Annotated in this window: 17 protein-coding genes and 4 tRNA genes; 9 read left to right on the plus strand and 12 right to left on the minus strand. The window is 64.2% G+C overall.

Going from position 1 to position 16767, the window contains the following annotated elements; all coding sequences use genetic code 11:
• Positions 1-178: 178 nt before the first annotated feature.
• From uvrB to P5703_RS04950, 7 genes are all read left to right on the plus strand, one after another.
• Complete coding sequence (uvrB, locus tag P5703_RS04920) at positions 179-2194, plus strand: excinuclease ABC subunit UvrB (RefSeq protein ID WP_045158941.1); 2016 nt, start codon at positions 179-181, stop codon at positions 2192-2194.
• A 160-nt stretch (positions 2195-2354) separates the two neighbouring features.
• Complete coding sequence (gene gltX, locus P5703_RS04925; RefSeq protein WP_014597371.1) at positions 2355-3836, plus strand: glutamate--tRNA ligase; 1482 nt, start codon at positions 2355-2357, stop codon at positions 3834-3836.
• Between the two features lie 167 nt (positions 3837-4003).
• Positions 4004-4079 (plus strand) — tRNA-Ala (locus P5703_RS04930).
• Positions 4080-4144: 65 nt separating this feature from the next.
• Positions 4145-4220: transfer RNA gene (locus P5703_RS04935), tRNA-Glu, on the plus strand.
• Positions 4221-4263: 43 nt separating this feature from the next.
• A tRNA-Ala gene (locus tag P5703_RS04940) sits at positions 4264-4339 on the plus strand.
• 42 nt (positions 4340-4381) lie between these two features.
• Positions 4382-4457 (plus strand) — tRNA-Glu (locus P5703_RS04945).
• Between the two features lie 192 nt (positions 4458-4649).
• Entirely contained in the window at positions 4650-5099 is a 450-nt protein-coding gene (locus P5703_RS04950; RefSeq protein ID WP_285585711.1) for an acyl-CoA thioesterase, read from the plus strand.
• A 10-nt stretch (positions 5100-5109) separates the two neighbouring features.
• Here P5703_RS04950 and P5703_RS04955 read toward each other — a convergent pair whose 3' ends face one another.
• Positions 5110-5361, minus strand: coding sequence for a hypothetical protein (locus P5703_RS04955; RefSeq protein ID WP_013983603.1), 252 nt, complete (start codon positions 5359-5361; stop codon positions 5110-5112).
• A 97-nt stretch (positions 5362-5458) separates the two neighbouring features.
• On the opposite strand from P5703_RS04955, the gene dinB reads away from it, so the two are divergent.
• A complete protein-coding gene (gene dinB / locus P5703_RS04960) occupies positions 5459-6523 on the plus strand; it encodes a DNA polymerase IV (protein ID WP_256043816.1) in 1065 nt (354 codons plus the stop codon).
• Between the two features lie 326 nt (positions 6524-6849).
• Here the strand turns inward: dinB and P5703_RS04965 are convergent, their stop codons facing one another.
• From P5703_RS04965 to P5703_RS05000, 8 genes are all read right to left on the minus strand, one after another.
• Positions 6850-7251 carry an META domain-containing protein gene (locus P5703_RS04965; RefSeq protein WP_020306986.1) on the minus strand — a complete coding sequence of 134 codons (402 nt, stop codon included), beginning with the start codon at positions 7249-7251 and terminating at the stop codon, positions 6850-6852.
• Positions 7248-7688 carry a hypothetical protein gene (locus tag P5703_RS04970; RefSeq protein WP_017246314.1) on the minus strand — a complete coding sequence of 147 codons (441 nt, stop codon included), beginning with the start codon at positions 7686-7688 and terminating at the stop codon, positions 7248-7250. The genes P5703_RS04965 and P5703_RS04970 overlap by 4 nt, the downstream gene beginning before the upstream one ends.
• 96 nt (positions 7689-7784) lie before the next feature.
• Positions 7785-8591 (minus strand): dienelactone hydrolase family protein, encoded by an 807-nt coding sequence (locus P5703_RS04975; protein WP_013983599.1) that lies wholly within the window; start codon positions 8589-8591, stop codon positions 7785-7787.
• A gap of 164 nt (positions 8592-8755) precedes the next feature.
• Complete coding sequence (locus P5703_RS04980) at positions 8756-9457, minus strand: ABC transporter ATP-binding protein (protein ID WP_013983598.1); 702 nt, start codon at positions 9455-9457, stop codon at positions 8756-8758.
• Positions 9458-9459: 2 nt separating this feature from the next.
• Positions 9460-10227, minus strand: coding sequence for a high-affinity branched-chain amino acid ABC transporter ATP-binding protein LivG (gene livG, locus P5703_RS04985; RefSeq protein WP_011914086.1), 768 nt, complete (start codon positions 10225-10227; stop codon positions 9460-9462).
• Positions 10224-11480 carry a high-affinity branched-chain amino acid ABC transporter permease LivM gene (locus P5703_RS04990; RefSeq protein ID WP_011914085.1) on the minus strand — a complete coding sequence of 419 codons (1257 nt, stop codon included), beginning with the start codon at positions 11478-11480 and terminating at the stop codon, positions 10224-10226. Before P5703_RS04990 ends, livG begins: the two co-directional genes overlap by 4 nt.
• Positions 11477-12400, minus strand: coding sequence for a high-affinity branched-chain amino acid ABC transporter permease LivH (gene livH, locus P5703_RS04995; protein ID WP_011914084.1), 924 nt, complete (start codon positions 12398-12400; stop codon positions 11477-11479). Before livH ends, P5703_RS04990 begins: the two co-directional genes overlap by 4 nt.
• A gap of 255 nt (positions 12401-12655) precedes the next feature.
• The gene (locus P5703_RS05000; RefSeq protein ID WP_011914083.1) at positions 12656-13774 is read right to left on the minus strand and encodes a branched-chain amino acid ABC transporter substrate-binding protein; all 1119 of its coding nucleotides are present in this window, start codon (positions 13772-13774) and stop codon (positions 12656-12658) included.
• A 199-nt stretch (positions 13775-13973) separates the two neighbouring features.
• On the opposite strand from P5703_RS05000, the gene P5703_RS05005 reads away from it, so the two are divergent.
• A complete protein-coding gene (locus P5703_RS05005; protein WP_013983597.1) occupies positions 13974-14291 on the plus strand; it encodes a DUF2288 domain-containing protein in 318 nt (105 codons plus the stop codon).
• A gap of 30 nt (positions 14292-14321) precedes the next feature.
• Here P5703_RS05005 and phnE read toward each other — a convergent pair whose 3' ends face one another.
• From phnE to P5703_RS05020, 3 genes are read right to left on the minus strand one after another with little or no spacing between them, the layout of a single operon-like run.
• A complete protein-coding gene (gene phnE / locus P5703_RS05010; protein ID WP_014597365.1) occupies positions 14322-15089 on the minus strand; it encodes a phosphonate ABC transporter, permease protein PhnE in 768 nt (255 codons plus the stop codon).
• Positions 15086-15919, minus strand: a complete 834-nt coding sequence (locus tag P5703_RS05015; RefSeq protein ID WP_013983595.1) for a PhnE/PtxC family ABC transporter permease — start codon at positions 15917-15919, stop codon at positions 15086-15088. The genes phnE and P5703_RS05015 overlap by 4 nt, the downstream gene beginning before the upstream one ends.
• Positions 15913-16767, minus strand: coding sequence for a phosphonate ABC transporter ATP-binding protein (locus P5703_RS05020; RefSeq protein WP_285585717.1), 855 nt, complete (start codon positions 16765-16767; stop codon positions 15913-15915). Before P5703_RS05020 ends, P5703_RS05015 begins: the two co-directional genes overlap by 7 nt.

The raw sequence follows: 16767 nt of genomic DNA on the forward strand, positions 1-16767 counted from the left end.
CGAGGTTTTCTGCGGCCTTTTGGTGCGTTTTGCCCGCCGGCGGATGGGCGGTTTGATTGCTCCGGCGGCATCGACTGGCAACCCAGTTTTGGCAAAGGCCGATGGGGCAGACAAAGGTGCTGAACTGACCTTTCACAGCTCCGACATCAAGGCCATGCACGTTTACTAGAGAGGCGAAATGTCCAAGTTCGAACTGGTCACGCGTTTCAAACCGGCCGGCGACCAGCCGGAGGCCATCCGGCAGATGATCGAGGGAATCGAGGCGGGGTTGTCGCACCAGACGCTGCTTGGTGTGACCGGCTCGGGCAAGACCTTCAGCATCGCCAATGTGATCGCTCACGTGCAGCGACCGACGCTGGTGCTGGCGCCGAACAAGACGCTCGCCGCGCAGCTGTACGGTGAGTTCAAGGCATTCTTCCCGAACAATGCGGTGGAGTACTTCGTTTCCTATTACGACTACTACCAGCCGGAGGCCTACGTACCGTCGTCGGACACCTTCATCGAGAAGGATGCCTCGATCAACGACCACATCGAGCAGATGCGCCTGTCGGCGACCAAGGCGCTGCTGGAGCGGCCGGATGCGATCATCGTCACCACGGTCTCGTGCATCTACGGCCTGGGCGATCCACAGTCGTACCTGAAGATGGTGCTGCACGTCGATCGGGGTGACCGTCTCGATCAGCGCGAGCTGCTGCGGCGGCTGACCGGCCTGCAATACACCCGCAACGACATGGATTTCGCCCGCGCCACCTTTCGTGTGCGCGGCGACGTGATCGACATCTTCCCCGCGGAATCGGACCTCGAGGCGGTACGCATCGAACTGTTCGACGACGAGGTGGAAAGCCTGTCAGCCTTCGATCCGCTGACCGGCGAGGTGATCCGCAAGCTCCCGCGCTTCACCTTCTACCCCAAGAGTCACTACGTGACCCCTCGGGAGACGCTGCTCGACGCCATCGAGAAGATCAAGGACGAGCTGCGCGAGCGGCTCGATTACCTGCGCAGTCAGAACAAGCTGGTGGAGGCGCAGCGGCTCGAGCAGCGCACGCGTTTCGATCTGGAAATGATCATGGAGCTGGGCTACTGCAATGGCATCGAGAACTACTCGCGCTACCTTTCCGGGCGCGATGCCGGCGAGCCGCCACCGACGCTGTTCGACTACCTGCCGGCCGATGCGCTGCTGGTGATCGACGAGTCTCACGTTTCGGTGCCGCAGGTCGGCGCGATGTACAAGGGCGACCGCTCGCGCAAGGAAACCCTGGTGGAGTACGGCTTCCGTCTGCCGTCGGCGCTGGACAACCGGCCGATGCGCTTCGACGAATGGGAGGCGATCTGCCCGCAGACCATCTTCGTCTCCGCGACGCCCGGGCCATACGAGGCCGAACATGCTGGCCGCGTGGTGGAGCAGGTCGTGCGCCCGACCGGCCTGGTCGATCCGCAGATCGAGGTGCGCCCTGCGCTCACCCAGGTGGACGACCTGCTGTCGGAGATCCGCAAGTGCGTGGCCAAGGAGGAGCGGGTACTGGTCACCACGCTGACCAAGCGCATGTCTGAAGACCTCACCGACTACCTTGGCGATCACGATGTGAAGGTGCGCTACCTGCACTCGGACATCGACACCGTGGAACGGGTGGAAATCATTCGCGATCTGCGCCTGGGCACCTTCGACGTGCTGGTGGGCATCAACCTGCTGCGCGAGGGGCTGGACATGCCCGAGGTCTCGCTGGTGGCAATTCTCGATGCGGACAAGGAGGGCTTCCTGCGCTCCGAGCGCTCGCTGATCCAGACCATCGGCCGCGCTGCGCGCAACCTCAACGGACGGGCGATTCTCTACGCGGACAACATCACCGGCTCTATGCAGCGGGCCATCGACGAGACCGAGCGTCGTCGAGCCAAGCAGATCGCCTTCAACGAAGCTCACGGCATCGTGCCCAAAGGCGTCAAGAAGGATGTGCAGGACATCCTCGAGGGTGCCACGGTGCCCGGCTCACGCAGCAAGAAGCGTCGAGGCGAGGCGAAGGCGGCAGAGGAGAGCGCGCGCTACGAGAGCGAGCTGCGCTCGCCGAGCGAGATCACCAAGCGCATCCGCCAGCTGGAGGAAAAGATGTTGCTGCTGGCGCGCGACCTGGAGTTCGAGGCGGCGGCCGAGGCGCGCGACGAGATTCACAAGCTGCGCGAACTGTTGCTGCAGGTGTGAGGCTTCCTCCCGAGAGTCCCCAGGCCCGCTCCTGCGAGCGGCCTGTATGAGGCGTGCCATGGCGAGCGCTGCGCAGGCGTTCGGCTGGAGCCTGACGCGGCGTGCCTGCTAACATTCGCCCCTTCGATTTTCGTTTCTCCATTTTCGTCCGAGAGCTTCCATGACCACGGTTCGCACCCGCATCGCGCCTTCCCCGACCGGTGATCCTCACGTCGGCACCGCCTATATCGCGCTGTTCAACCTGTGCTTCGCCCGTCAGCACGGCGGCCAGTTCATCCTGCGCATCGAGGATACCGATCAGCTGCGCTCGACCCGTGAGTCCGAACGGCAGATCTACGATGCGTTGCGCTGGCTGGGTATCGAGTGGGACGAGGGTCCGGACGTCGGTGGCCCGCATGGCCCATACCGGCAGAGCGAGCGCGGCGAGATCTACAAGAAGTATTCGGACGAGCTGGTCGCCAAGGGGCACGCCTTTCCCTGCTTCTGTAGCGCCGAGCGCCTGGACCAGGTCCGCGCCGAGCAGATGGCCAACAAGGAGACACCGCGCTACGACGGCCATTGCATGCACCTCGACCCAGCCGAGGCCGAGCGCCGCATCGCCGCCGGTGAGTCCCACGTGATCCGTATGAAGGTACCGAGCGAAGGCGTGTGCCAGGTGCAGGACATGCTGCGCGGCACCGTCGAGATCGGCTGGGATCGCATGGACATGCAGGTGCTGATGAAGGCCGACGGCCTGCCGACCTACTTCCTCGCCAACGTGGTCGACGACCACCTGATGGGCATCACCCATGTGCTGCGTGGCGAGGAGTGGCTGCCGTCGGCACCCAAGCTGATCAAGCTCTACGAATACTTCGGCTGGGAGCAGCCGCAGCTGTGCTACATGCCGCTGCTGCGCAATCCGGACAAGAGCAAGCTGTCCAAGCGCAAGAACCCGACCTCGGTGACCTTCTACGAGCGCATGGGCTTCCTGCCGCAGGCGATGCTCAACTATCTCGGCCGCATGGGCTGGTCGATGCCGGATGAGCGCGAGAAGTTCACCCTCGAGGAAATGATCGAGCATTTCGACATCCGGCGCGTGTCGCTCGGTGGGCCGATCTTCGATCTGGAGAAGCTGTCCTGGCTCAATGGCCAGTGGCTGCGCGAGTTGCCGGTCGAGCAGTTCGCTGCCGAGGTACGGAAGTGGGCGTTCAATCCCGAGTACATGATGAAGATCGCTCCGCATGTGCAGCAGCGAGTGGAGACCTTCAGTCAGATCGCGCCGCTGGCCGGTTTCTTCTTCTCCGGGCCGTTGCAACTCGATCAGGCGTTGTTCGCCCACAAGAAGCTCGATGCCACGCAGGTCCGTCAGGTCATGCAACTGATCCTGTGGAAGCTCGAGGCACTGCGCCAGTGGGAGAAGGAGCGCATCACCGCCTGCATCACGCAGGTGGCCGAACACCTCGGCTTCAAGCTGCGGGATGTGATGCCGCTGATGTTCGCCGCGATCACCGGACAGGCCAGTTCCGTCTCGGTGCTCGATGCGATGGAAATCCTCGGTCCCGACCTGACGCGCTTCCGTCTGCGCAACGCGCTGGAACTGCTTGGCGGCGCTTCGAAGAAGGAAGCCAAGGAGTGGGAGAAGTTGCTGGCCAGCCTCGGCTGAGCCAACGCAGCCAAGGCGGTGCCGACGTTCGGCGCCGCCGCGTTGCGGGGCAGGACCGTTGGTCGGCGGTAAGTAATTGTTCCTGCTGCCAAAAAACTTTAGTCGCGCGGAAATTTGTTGTTGACACTGCCCAGGGGCGCCCCTAATATGCGCCCCGTCCTCGAGATGGGGCTATAGCTCAGCTGGGAGAGCGCTTGCATGGCATGCAAGAGGTCGACGGTTCGATCCCGTCTAGCTCCACCAATCTCGAAGAGCAGAATTGCCACCAGCCTGTAGTTGTAGATACAGGTTGCGCTTGAAGGGTTTGCGTCCCCTTCGTCTAGTGGCCTAGGACACCGCCCTTTCACGGCGGTAACAGGGGTTCGAGTCCCCTAGGGGACGCCACTATTCGCGATGTTCGCATCGCACGTCGAGAGACGCTAAATCCGGGGCTATAGCTCAGCTGGGAGAGCGCTTGCATGGCATGCAAGAGGTCGACGGTTCGATCCCGTCTAGCTCCACCAAATTGCCAGCGATTCCAAAATTTCGGGATCGTCGAAGGTTTCGTCCCCTTCGTCTAGTGGCCTAGGACACCGCCCTTTCACGGCGGTAACAGGGGTTCGAGTCCCCTAGGGGACGCCATTTTTATTGCCCGTTTTGGGCATCAAGGGGTCATCTTTCATGAGATGGCCCTTTTTGTTTTGTGCGCTGGAAAGTGCCGGGTCAATGATGGGTTGCTGAATGCTCCGTCATAGCGAGCCGCAAGGCGCGTGACTCGCCGGCCACGCTGCGCTTTCATAGGCCATCGCAATCGGCCATCGAGGCATCTGACGAATGAGCTGGGATCAGCCGCAGGCGTTCATCATCGACCTGCTCGTGGCATCGGAACATATCGACGAACTGGGACACGCCAACAATGCGGTCTATGTGACGTGGCTCGAACGCTGTGCCTGGCAGCACTCCCAGAGCCTCGGCCTGGGTATCGATGACTATCACCGCCTGGACCGCGCCATGGCCGTTCTGCGGCACGAGATCGACTACCTGGCAGCGGCCTACGAGGGTGATGCACTGCAGCTCGGCACCTGGATCTCGGAGTCCGATCAGCGTCTGAAGATGAAGCGAAACTTCCAGCTGATCAGGCCTGCAGATGGTGCGACGCTGCTGCGCGCGCAGACCACTTTTGTCTGCATCGAACTCTCCAGCGGGAAACCCAAGCGCATGCCTGTGGAATTCGTCGACGGCTATGGCAAGGCGCTCGTACAGCCGTACCCGCTGGAGCTGTGAAGCCTGACGCTTAGCCGCGCTGCTCGGGCTTCATCGCGTCGCTCTCGCGGCGCTTTTCCGCATCCTCGCGCCAGTCGTCCTGCACTTCTTCCTTCATTCGCTGCTTGGCGCCGTCCTCGTTGTCGCGCACATGGCTGTCGCCGTGCTTTTCCTGCTGAACATTGGTGCCTTGCGGTTGGGTATTCATCTGATCCTGATCGGCCATTGCGGCTGCCGAAAACAGGCCGCCAAGGACGATCACGCTCGCGTACAAGATTTTCATCTGAACCTCCGGCTATCGGGGCGGTAAAGGACTTACCATCTCAATAACCGACCCGTTGCGCTGAAGATTCGTTCACTCCTTGCCGGTGCCCCGTTTCGTGAGCCAGACCGCCCTTCGCAAGATCATCCATATCGATTGCGACTGCTTCTATGCCGCGATCGAGATGCGCGACGATCCCAGCCTGGCGCGCCGCCCGATTGCCGTCGGCGGCGCGGCGGATCGGCGCGGTGTCATCGCCACCTGCAACTACGAGGCGCGCGCCTACGGGGTGCGCTCGGCCATGGCATCCGGGCATGCCCTGAAGCTGTGCCCCGACCTGCTGATCCTGCGCCCGCGGATGGAGGCCTACCGCGAAGCGTCGCGGGAAATCCATGAAATTTTCCGTACTTACACCGAGCAGATAGAGCCGCTCTCGCTCGACGAGGCCTATCTGGATGTCTCCGCCTGTGAGCACTTCGCCGGCAGTGCGACGCGTATCGCCGAGGACATCCGCCGACGGGTCTGGCAGCAGCTGCGTATCACGGTGTCGGCCGGCGTCGCGCCAAACAAGTTTCTCGCCAAGATCGCCAGCGAGTGGAACAAGCCGGACGGCCTGTTCGTCGTCACGCCCGCGCAAGTCGAGGAGTTCGTGAAAGCGCTCGAGGTCAAGCGCTTGCACGGGGTTGGCCGGGTCACCGCGGAAAAACTGGGCCGCCTGGGCATTCGCACCTGCAGCGATCTGCGCGATTGGGGGAGGTTGTCTCTCGTTCGGGAGTTCGGAGCTTTTGGCGAGCGGCTCTGGGGGCTGGCCTGGGGAATCGACGAACGTCCTGTGCAGGTGGAAAGCCGGCGCCAGTCGGTGAGCGTCGAACAGACCTACGATCGCGATCTGCCTGATCTGGCGGCCTGCCTCGAGCGGCTTCCGGAACTGCTGCAGCAGCTGTCGACCCGCATGGCCCGGTTGGACAGCGGTTATCGCCCGGGCAAGCCATTCGTCAAACTCAAGTTTCATGACTTCACCCAGACCACCCTGGAACAGGCTGGCGCCGGCCTGGAGCTGGACGACTATGCCGACCTGCTGGCGACCGCCTTCTCACGCCGCGCCCGGCCCGTGCGCCTGATTGGCGTCGGCGTGCGGTTGATCGACCTGCGTGGCGGTTTCGAACAGCTGCGCCTGTTCTGAGACAGCGCCTCGTTCGTGCGCCGCTTGGGCGAAAAGCACGAGGCCGCTCTTTAGAGCGGCCTCGCAGGCATAAAAGAGGGGATTCTCGGCCTGCCTGTACCAAGGTCCCCGAAACTGGATACCTGGGTAATTGCATGGGCTGTGCCAGTTTCGCAGACCGGAGGGCGCCATTGTGCAGAAGAGGCGTCAGAGGCCAGCTGACGGTCGTATGGGAGGCTTTTTCCGGGATTCAGCGGGGAAAAGCGCCGGCGCTTGGCGTCGCGGAGTGGCTTTCGGTGCCTGAAAGCGGTGCGCAGACGCCTTCGTCTGCGCACATTTGGCGCGGCTTATTCGAGTTCCGGCCAGAGGCGCAGCGCGGCACCTTCGCCTGGCCAGAGGCGTAGCTGGTCGATGTTGGAGACGTCCCAGCGTTCGACTCGGTTGAGCAGGTCGAGGAACTGGTGCTCCTGTTCCATGATCTCCTCGGCGCACATCTTTCGTGTGCTACCCAGATTGCTGAAGCGCAGCCGCTGGCCATCGAGCTCGTAGCTGCCGAACCAGTGGTTGCAGCCGGCATTGCCGTAGGCACGCCTTTCGCTCAAGGTCAGCGAGACCGGTGTGCGGCCGATCACCGGTTCGTCGCCAATCCACTCGGCGATATAGGTTACGTCGCGTTGCAGTTCCAGCGGTTCTGTTGCGCAACCGACCAGGCCGAGCGCTGCAACCAGGGGCAAGACGCGCAATGTCATAGCTGTTCCTCCTTCCGGCAACTGGGGCAACGGTGCTGGCCATCCTGGCCGGACCAGCCCAGCTCGGCGATGCGTGCCTGGGCTGCCGGCTTGCGTGCGGCCTCGCCGAGCCTGGCGTCGACGGCGAACTCGAAGTCCAGCCGCTTGCCACAGCTGTCACAGGCAACCTGCCAGTTGAGGATCTCCAGTTCATGAAACACCGGCCCGCTGGCCACGGCCATCCACTGTCCGGGCGGGTTGATCAGATGGCGCACTTTCTCGACGGTGAGGCGCTGCGAAAGATCGCGACTGCCCTTGAGGGTGACGATCAGTACGTCGCCGCTGCGAATCGAGCCGCCATTGCCGGTGACCTGGTAGCGGCCCGGCGCCAGTGCACGGCATTCGGTGAGGGTGTGGGCGGGGTTGAGCAGGGTGTAGCGGAAATCGTGTTCGGCCATGACTCGTGTTCGACGCTGAGTTGTGCGCGCAATGCTAGCACGAGCCCCGGCGGCAGGCGTGCCGCCGGGGCGAATCGAACGCGGCGCGTCGAACGGTCACTGCGACCGGGCAGGCGTCGACGGGCCGAAGGTGTCCTCGAAGAACCGCTGCATATCACGCCAGGAGCGCTCGTCGGCGGCTTTCTGATAGGCCACGTCGAGGCCGTTCTTCTGATGGGCATCGGCGCCCGGATTGGTGAAGCCGTGCTTGGCCCCCGGCAGGCTGACGAACTGGTAATCGGCGCCGGCCTTGACCATCTCGACGTTCAGGGCCGCGACATCGTCTGCGCTGATCATGCTGTCTTCGGCGCCGTGCTCGACCAGCACTCGCGCCTTGACGCTACCCGGCGCGGCGCGGGTTTCGGTGGCCAATGCGCCGTGGAAGCTGACCACGCCGTCCAGCGGCACGCCCTGGCGCGCCATGTCCAGGACTACCTTGCCGCCAAAGCAGTAGCCGACCGCACCCAGCTTGTCGGTATCCGTCTGTGTCTGCTCCTTGAGCAGATCCAGGCCGGCGTTGAAGCGGCCCTTGGCTGCATCGGCGTCCTTCAGTGCGGCCTGCATGAAGCTCATGGCGTCCTTGGGGTGCTCGGTGTTCCTGCCCTCGCCATACATGTCGATGGCCAGGGCGCTGTAGCCCAGCTCGGCGAGGTCGCGGGCGCGTTGCTTGGCGTAGTCGTTAAGGCCCCACCATTCATGCACCACCACGATGCCGGGGCGCTTGCCCTCGATGGCATCGTCGTAGGCGTAGTAACCGATCATCTTGGTGCCGTCGGCAGCGGTGTAGGGGATTTCCTGCGTCTGTACCGCGGCATTGGCGGTGACGCTGGCAGCCATGAGCAGGCCGAGCAGGCAAAGGCGCATCGTGAGGTCTCCTTGACGGGCATTAGTGGGATAGAGGCATTCGAGCAAGCATAGCGGCTGTTCGACCGCACGCGCAGCGTGAGGGTTCGTCTGGCGGCATGCCGGACCGGAAAACGAAAAAGCCCCGCCAGGGCGGCAGGGCTTTTCGTCGACCATGGTTGGGGTCAGCCGCCCAGGTAGGCGTCGCGTACCTTCGGGTCGGTCAGCAGGTCCTCACCACTTCCCTGCATGACGATATGGCCGTTCTCCAGCACATAGCCGCGATCGGCCAGCTTGAGCGCCTGGTTGGCGTTCTGCTCGACCAGGAACACGGTCACGCCGTCTTCGCGCAACTGCTCGATGATCTCGAAGATCTGCTGGATGATGATCGGCGCCAGGCCCAGCGACGGCTCGTCGAGCAGCAGCAGCTTGGGCTTGCTCATCAGTGCGCGGGCGATGGCGAGCATCTGCTGTTCACCACCGGACATGGTGCCGCCGCGCTGCTGATAGCGCTCCTTCAGCCGCGGGAACAGGCCGAGCACCTTGTCCAGCTGCTCCTGGAAGTCCGCCTTGCCGGTGAAGAAGCCCCCCATGGAGAGATTCTCCTCCACCGTCAGGCGCGAGAAGATCCGCCGACCCTCGGGCACCACGGCGATGGCCTTGCGCATGATGTCGCAGGTCTGCTGGCCGACCAGCTCCTCACCCTGGAAGCGAATGCTGCCGCTGGCCGCCTGCGGCGTGCCGCAGAGGGTCATCAGCAGGGTCGATTTGCCGGCACCGTTGGCGCCGATCAGGGTGACGATTTCGCCCTGTTGTACCTGCACGTTGATGCCGTGCAGGGCCTGGATCTTGCCGTAGAAGGTCGAGACGTTTTCGAAAGTCAGCATGCTCACGCCTCCCCCAGATAGGCTTTGATCACGTCAGGGTTGTTGCGCACCTGCTCGGGCGAGCCGTTGGCCAGTGGGGTGCCCTGGTTGATCACGTAGATGTGGTCGGAAATGCTCATGACCAGCTTCATGTCGTGCTCGATCAGCAGCACGGTGACACCGTGTTCATCACGCAGCAGGGCGATCAGCGCCTTGAGGTCCTCGGTCTCCTTCGGGTTCAGGCCGGCCGCCGGCTCGTCCAGCATGAGAATGCGCGGACGCGTCATCATGCAGCGGGCGATTTCCAGGCGACGCTGCTGGCCGTAGGCGAGGGTGCCCGCCGGGCGGTTGGCGATGTCGGTGAGGTTCACCTGTTCCAGCCAGTGGGCGGCGAAGTCCATGGCCTCGCGTTCGCTCTGACGGAACGCCGGCGTCTTCAGCAGACCGGCGAGAAAGTTGGTGTTCAGGTGTCGGTGTTGCGCTACCAGCAGGTTCTCCACCGCCGTCATGTCCTTGAACAGGCGGACATTCTGGAAAGTGCGTACCACGCCCTGACGGGCGATCTTGTGGCCGGGCAGGCCGTGGATCGGCGTGCCGTCGAGCAGGATTTCGCCGGCGGTCGGCTGGTAGAAGCCGGTCAGGCAGTTGAATACGGTGGTCTTGCCGGCGCCGTTGGGGCCGATCATCGAAACCACCTGCTTGTCGTGTACGGTCAGCGCCACCTCGTTGACGGCCAGCAGGCCGCCGAAGCGCATGGTCAGGCCGCGTACTTCCAGGATCGGGCGGCTCATTGCTTCAGCTCCAGGTGCGGGCGTTGCATCGGCAGCAGGCCTTGCGGACGCCAGATCATCATCAGCACCATCAGGGCGCCGAACATCAACATGCGGTATTCGCTGAACTCGCGCATCAGCTCGGGCAGCAGGATCATCACGATGGCTGCGAGAATCACGCCGAGCTGCGAGCCCATGCCACCCAGCACGACGATGGCGAGAATGATCGCCGACTCGATAAAGGTGAATGACTCCGGCGAGACCAGCCCCTGGCGTGCAGCGAAGAAGCTGCCGGCGAACCCGGCGAAGGTGGCGCCGAGGGTGAACGCGGAAAGCTTGATCACCGTGGGGTTCATGCCGAGTGCGCGGCAGGCGATCTCGTCTTCGCGCAGGGCTTCCCAGGCGCGGCCGATCGGCATGCGCAGCAGCCGGTTGATCACGAACAGGGTCAGCAGTACCAGCAGCAGGGCGATCAGGTAGAGGAAGATCACCTTGTTCACCGAGTTGTAGGCGATGCCGAAGTACTCGTGGAAGGTCTGCATGCCCTCCGCGGCGCGGCGGTCGAACGACAGGCCGAAGAAGGTCGGTTTGTCGATGCCGCTGATGCCGTTGGGGCCGCCGGTGATGCTGGTCATGTTACGCAGCAGGATGCGGATGATCTCGCCGAACCCCAGCGTCACGATGGCCAGGTAGTCACCGCGTAGACGCAGTACCGGGAAGCCGAGCAGGAAGCCGAACAGTGCGGCCATCGCTCCGGCGATTGGCAGCGCGGTCCAGAAGCCGACCCCGTAGTAGTGCGACAGCAACGCGTAGGTGTAGGCGCCCACGGCGTAGAAGCCGACGTAACCCAGGTCCAGCAGGCCGGCCAGCCCGACCACGATGTTCAGGCCGAGGCCGAGCATCACGTAGATCAGGATCAGCGTGGCGATGTCCACGGCACCGCGCGAGCCGTAGAACGGCCAGACCAGCGCAACCAGCACCAGCGCCAGGATGATCCAGCGTTGGGTCGAGGGCAGGGTGAGGAAGTTGCCAGCACCGGCTGGCACGCTCGGCAGGCTCGGGCTGGCGGCCCAGCCGGCGGCCAGATGCGTGCGGAACAGTTGCCAGACGAACATGGCCACCGCGCAGGCGGCGATGATCCAGAAGGTGCCGGCTTCGGCGCCATGCACCTCGACGCGGATACCGACGGTGGTGAGCTTCAGGCCGAACACCGGCACCGCCACGGCGATGACCAGCAGGGCGCTGAAGAAAGCGATACGCAGATTGCCGGTCATACCTTTTCCACCTCCGGGCGGCCGAGGATGCCGGTGGGGCGGAACAGCAGCACGAGCACGAGCAGGCTGAAGGCCACGACGTCCTTGTACTGATCACCGAAGATGTCGGCACCGAAGGCTTCGGCGACGCCCAGCACCAGGCCGCCGAGCATGGCGCCCGGAATGCTGCCGATGCCGCCGAGCACTGCGGCAGTGAATGCCTTGATGCCGGCGAGGAAGCCGATGTGCGGGTTGATCACGCCGTACTGCATGCTGATCAGCACCGCCGCGATGGCAGCCAGCGCCGCGCCGATGACGAAGGTCAGCGCGATGATGCCGTTGGTGTTGATGCCCAGCAGGTTGGCCATCTTCAGGTCCTCGGCGCAGGCGCGGCAGGCACGGCCCAGGCGGGAGCGGGAGATGAACAGCGTGAGACCGTACATGGCGACGAAGGTGACCACGAAGATCAGGATCTGCATGTAGGAGATCACCACACCATTCATGGTGCTTTCACCGATGACCAGGTTGCCCGGCATCAGGTTGGGGATCGCCTTGTCCTTGGAGTCCTGGGCCAGCAGCACGACGTTCTGCAGGAAGATGGACATGCCGATGGCGGAGATCAGCGGGATCAGGCGGTTACTGCCACGTAGCGGGCGGTAGGCCACCCGTTCGATGCTGTAGCCGTAGGCGCTGGTGACGATCATGGCGGTGACGAAGGCGCCGATCATCAGGATAGGCAAGGCATCCAGGCCCATCATGGACAGGCCGACAATGGCGATGAAAGCGACATACGAGCCGATCATGTACACCTCGCCGTGGGCGAAGTTGATCATGCCGATGATGCCGTACACCATCGTGTAACCGATGGCGATCAGCGCGTAGGTGCTGCCAACGGTCAGCCCGTTGATCAGCTGTTGTAGGTAGTGGTAAAGCTCAGGCATCACTGCTCTCCCGAAGTCCCTGCAATTCCATCCGGTCTGGCTGCGCTGCCCACTTCGAACACACCGCACACCCTGGCGCGGCGCCACTGCGGTACGGCACCCTGCGGATCACGCATGGCGTCGGTTCGAGGCGGGCCTGCTGTTCAGGCCGCTCGTTGGATTACAGGTATGGCAAGGCGGCCCGGTGCTTGTGGCAGGGCCGCCCGCTAAAACAAAGCCCACAAGCGAGTGTGGGCTTTGCCAGGCTGATGAAAGTTACTTGGCTTCGGTCTTGGTGCCGTCCTGGTGCCATTCGTAGACGACGAAGTTGAAGTCCTTCAGGTCGCCCTTTTCATCGAACGCGAGGTTGCCGGTGGGAGTGTCGAAGGTGTTGCTGCGCAGCGCTTCGGCGACCTTGTCGGTGTCGGTGCTGCCAGCCTTCTCGATGCCTTCTGCGATGACCTGAACCGCGGCGTAGGCCGGGAACACGAACGGGCCGCTCGGATCCTGCTTCTTGGCCTTGAAGGCATCAACCAGTTCCTTGTTGCGTGGATCCTGGTCGAAGGACTTCGGCAGCGTCACGTACATGCCTTCGGAGGCCGGGCCGGCGATGGCGGAGATTTCCGAGTTGCCGACGCCTTCCGGACCCATGAAGCGCACGTTCAGACCTTTTTCCTTGGACTGACGCAGCAGCAGGCCCAGCTCCGGGTGGTAGCCGCCGTAGTAGACGAAGTCGACGCCTTCGCGCTTGAGCTTGGCGATCAGCGAGGAGAAGTCCTTGTCACCGGCATTGATGCCTTCGAACAGGCCGACCTTGATGTTCTTGCTTTCAAGGGTCTGCTTGACGGCCGTGGCGATGCCTTCGCCGTACTGCTGCTTGTCGTGGATGACGGCGACGTTCTTCGGCTTGACGTGATCGGCAATGAAGTTGCCGGCGGTCGGACCCTGCAGGCTGTCCAGGCCGATGGTGCGGAAGATCAGCTCGTAACCGCGGGAGGTGATGTCCGGGCTGGTGGACGCCGCGGTGATCATCAGGATGCCTTCGTCCTCGTAGATATCGGACGCCGGCTGAGTGGAGCTGGAGCAGAGGTGGCCAACGACGAACTTGACGTTGTCATTGACGATCTTGTTGGCCACCGCCACGGCCTGTTTCGGATCGCAGGCATCGTCGTAGCGTACGCCTTGCAGTTGCGCGCCGTTCACCCCGCCGGCCTTGTTGATCTGCTCGATGGCCATTTCGGCCCCGATGAACTGCATGTCCCCGTACTGCGCCACCGGCCCGGTTACCGGCCCTGCCAATCCGATGCGGATCGTGTCGGCGGCCAGGCTGTAGCTGGCTGCGCCGGTCAGTGCCATTGCCAGGAAAATTTTCGAAAGACGCTGGTTGGTCTTCATAAGTGCTCCACTTGCATCGTTATTGTTTGAATCCTGCGGGCCGGAGTGCCGTTAAGAGGCGAACATCCCGAAACGCTCCGGCAACTGTACCGGCACAGTGTAGAAGTGTCTCCTCCGTTTGCACAGCCGGCAGATTCAACCGTTTGATGGGAATCGGGGCGCGGGTATCATGGCGCCTTTTTCGTTACGGACGAGTCCCATGGCCGACGACGCAAGCACTCTTTATGCCAAGCTGTTGGGCGAAACCGCAGCGATCACCTGGCAGGAACTGCAGCCTTTCTTCGCCCGCGGCGCGCTGCTGCAGGTGGCTGGCGAGGCCGATCTGGTCGAGGTGGCGGTGGCGGTGGCCGAGGACGATCAGGCCAAGGTGGCGGCCTGGCTGACCGGCGGGCAACTGGCAAAGATGCCTGCCGAGCAGGCGCAGGACTGGCTGGAGCGTGACCCCGACCTGTGGGCCGTGGTCGTGGCGCCCTGGGTGCTGGTGCAGGAACGCGTAGCGAAGCCGGCGCTGCACTGAAACGGGGCGGGCGTGACGCTGACGCCGCCCTCAGCCTCTCACCCACCGCTGCCGCGCCCAGGCGCTCAGGCTGTCCACCGCCAGCACCATCGCCAGCATGGCGAGGATCACCGTCGAGGCCTGGGCTTCCTGGAACAGGCTGAGACTCATGTAGAGCATCTGGCCGAGGCCACCGGCGCCGACGAAGCCGAGCACACTGGCCATGCGGATATTGTTCTCCCAGCGATACAGCGTGTAGGCCACCAGCTGCGGCCACAAAGTCGGCAGGGTGCCGTAGCAGAACGCGGCGACCCGGCCGCTGCCGGCCAGGCGCAGGGCGTCGGCGGGCTGCGGCGGGGTGTTCTCCAGCGCCTCGGCGAACAGGCGGCCCAGCACACCGGCAGTATGCAGCGCCAGCGCCAGGGTCCCGGCATTCGGGCCGAGGCCGGCGGCGAGCACCATCAGTGCCGCCCACACCAGTTCCGGAATTGCCCGCAGTGCATTGAGCAGCAGGCGCGACGCCGCTTGCGCGAACAAACCGAAGCGCCCGGCCGCCGGTAGCGCCAGCAGCAGGCCGAGCAGCGCGGCGAGCAGGGTGCCAATGGCCGACATGGCCAGGGTTTCCAGCGTGCCGTGAGCGATCGCCCGCAGATGATTGGCCGACAGATCCGGGGTCATGAAGCCGGACGCGTAGGCAACCATCTGGGTCAGGCCGTCGCGGCTGAGCAGCGCGGCGCTGTCAAGCTGCAGGAAGGCGAACGCCGCCATCACGGCGCCGAGCAGACCCAGCGGGATGAGCAGGCGCGACAGCAACCTCATGCGAACCTCCAGCGCAGCAGACGGCTGAGCAGGTCCGCCAGCAGCACCAGCGCCAGGAAGGTCAGCAGCATGCTCGCCACTTCGCCGCCAGCGAACATGCGCATCGACAGATCCATCTGCTGACCCAGCCCGCCAGCGCCGACGAAGCCCATCACCACCGATGCACGAATCGCGCATTCCCAGCGGTATACGCTGTAGGACAGCATTTCTCCGGTGGCCTGTGGCAGCACGCCGTAGAAAAACGCCTGCAACCGTGAGGCCCCGCTGCCGAGCAGGGCGCGGGCCGGCAACGGGTCGACCGATTCGAAGATCTCCGCATAGACCTTGCCCAGCATGCCGGCGTAAGTGATGGCGATGGCCAGCACGCCCGCGGTCGGGCCGAGGCCAACGGCGCGAACGAACAGCAGCGCCCAGACGATCTCCGGAATGCTGCGCAGCACGATCAGCAGGCCGCGTACCGGCCAGCGCAGGGCGTGGGTCCACCAGGCCGGGCGGCCGCCTCGGCTGAGTGCCGAGAGCGACAGCGCGCGAGTGGCGAGAAGGGCGCAGGGAATGGCGATGGCCAGCGCGAGGGTCATGCCGGCGGTGGCGATGGCCAGGGTTTCCAGCGTCGCCTGCCAGAGCAGGGCAAGGAAGTCTCCGCCATGCTCCGGCGGCCAGAAGGCGGAAACGAAGCTGCCCATGGTGTCGGCGTTGCTGCCGTCGAACAGCACGCCAATGTCCAGCTCGCTCAACCGCAGGCCCGGCCAGAGCAGCGCCACGGCCAGCAGCGTCAGCAGCAGGCGGGAGGTGGCGGCAGGGTCATGGCGAACGAGCGCGGGGTTCAGCATCGTGGAATGTTCAGCTGCACGCGCGGCGCTGGCGCCGATGCCGGCGTGTGTTCGAGCTGCTCGTTGGCGTACAGCGCAGCCAGCTCGCCCGGGCCGATTTCGGCGGCCGGTTTGTCGAACAGGATGCGCCCGTCCCGCACACCGAGGATGCGCGGGAAGTGCTCCAGCGCCAGCTCGACCGCGTGCAGGCTGGCCAACAGGGTGGCGCTGCGCCGCTGTGCCTCGCGGTTGAGCAGGCCCAGCGTGTGGCTGGCCAGCACTGGGTCCATTGCCGAAACGGATTCGTCGGCGAGGATCAGGTCCGCGCCCTGGTAGAGCATGCGGGCGATACCGACGCGCTGCAGCTGACCGCCGGAGAGCTGATCGCAGCGCATGTACAGCTTGTCCGCCAGGTCCAGGCGACCGAGTGCGTCGGCAGCGCCCTGGCGATCCAGTGGGTAGATCAGGCTGAGCAGGCTTTTCGCCAGCGACCACTGGCCGAGACGACCGGCCAGCACCGCGGTGATGACGCGTTGCCGAGGTGGCAGCGGCGGCGCCTGGTGGATCAGGCCGATGCGCGTGCGCAGGCGTTGGCGAGCTCCGGCGGAGAGCGACCAGGGACGTTGTCCGAGCAGCTCGACTTCGCCGCCGTCAGGCTTGAGCGCCGTGGCCAGCAATCGCAGCAGGGTGGTCTTGCCTGCACCGGACGGGCCGATGATGGCAACGCGCTCGCCGGGTGCGACCTGCAGGTCGATGCCCTGCAACGCCACCTGGCCGCCGGCGTGGGTATGGTCCACGCCGGCGAGCTTCAGCGCCGGGCCCTGTGTGCCGACGTGGCCCGGTATCTGCTCGGTTTGCAGGCTGTTCAT

Origin of the sequence: Stutzerimonas sp. FeSN7, assembly GCF_030263795.1 — a bacterium.
Classification (GTDB): domain Bacteria; phylum Pseudomonadota; class Gammaproteobacteria; order Pseudomonadales; family Pseudomonadaceae; genus Stutzerimonas; species Stutzerimonas stutzeri.

Bases quoted from the DNA above. Each gene is read 5' to 3' on its own strand.
- P5703_RS04990 (WP_011914085.1), bottom strand. From the start codon at position 11,480: ATGACCGGCAATCTGCGTATCGCTTTCTTCAGCGCCCTGCTGGTCATC.
- P5703_RS04970 (WP_017246314.1), bottom strand. From the start codon at position 7,688: ATGGCCGAACACGATTTCCGCTACACCCTGCTCAACCCCGCCCACACC.
- uvrB (WP_045158941.1), top strand. From the start codon at position 179: ATGTCCAAGTTCGAACTGGTCACGCGTTTCAAACCGGCCGGCGACCAG.
- livH (WP_011914084.1), bottom strand. From the start codon at position 12,400: ATGCCTGAGCTTTACCACTACCTACAACAGCTGATCAACGGGCTGACC.
- P5703_RS05020 (WP_285585717.1), bottom strand. From the start codon at position 16,767: ATGAACAGCCTGCAAACCGAGCAGATACCGGGCCACGTCGGCACACAG.
- P5703_RS04950 (WP_285585711.1), top strand. From the start codon at position 4,650: ATGAGCTGGGATCAGCCGCAGGCGTTCATCATCGACCTGCTCGTGGCA.
- P5703_RS04975 (WP_013983599.1), bottom strand. From the start codon at position 8,591: ATGCGCCTTTGCCTGCTCGGCCTGCTCATGGCTGCCAGCGTCACCGCC.
- P5703_RS04980 (WP_013983598.1), bottom strand. From the start codon at position 9,457: ATGCTGACTTTCGAAAACGTCTCGACCTTCTACGGCAAGATCCAGGCC.
- livG (WP_011914086.1), bottom strand. From the start codon at position 10,227: ATGAGCCGCCCGATCCTGGAAGTACGCGGCCTGACCATGCGCTTCGGC.
- P5703_RS05000 (WP_011914083.1), bottom strand. From the start codon at position 13,774: ATGAAGACCAACCAGCGTCTTTCGAAAATTTTCCTGGCAATGGCACTG.
- P5703_RS05005 (WP_013983597.1), top strand. From the start codon at position 13,974: ATGGCCGACGACGCAAGCACTCTTTATGCCAAGCTGTTGGGCGAAACC.
- P5703_RS04955 (WP_013983603.1), bottom strand. From the start codon at position 5,361: ATGAAAATCTTGTACGCGAGCGTGATCGTCCTTGGCGGCCTGTTTTCG.
- P5703_RS05015 (WP_013983595.1), bottom strand. From the start codon at position 15,919: ATGCTGAACCCCGCGCTCGTTCGCCATGACCCTGCCGCCACCTCCCGC.
- P5703_RS04965 (WP_020306986.1), bottom strand. From the start codon at position 7,251: ATGACATTGCGCGTCTTGCCCCTGGTTGCAGCGCTCGGCCTGGTCGGT.
- gltX (WP_014597371.1), top strand. From the start codon at position 2,355: ATGACCACGGTTCGCACCCGCATCGCGCCTTCCCCGACCGGTGATCCT.
- phnE (WP_014597365.1), bottom strand. From the start codon at position 15,089: ATGAGGTTGCTGTCGCGCCTGCTCATCCCGCTGGGTCTGCTCGGCGCC.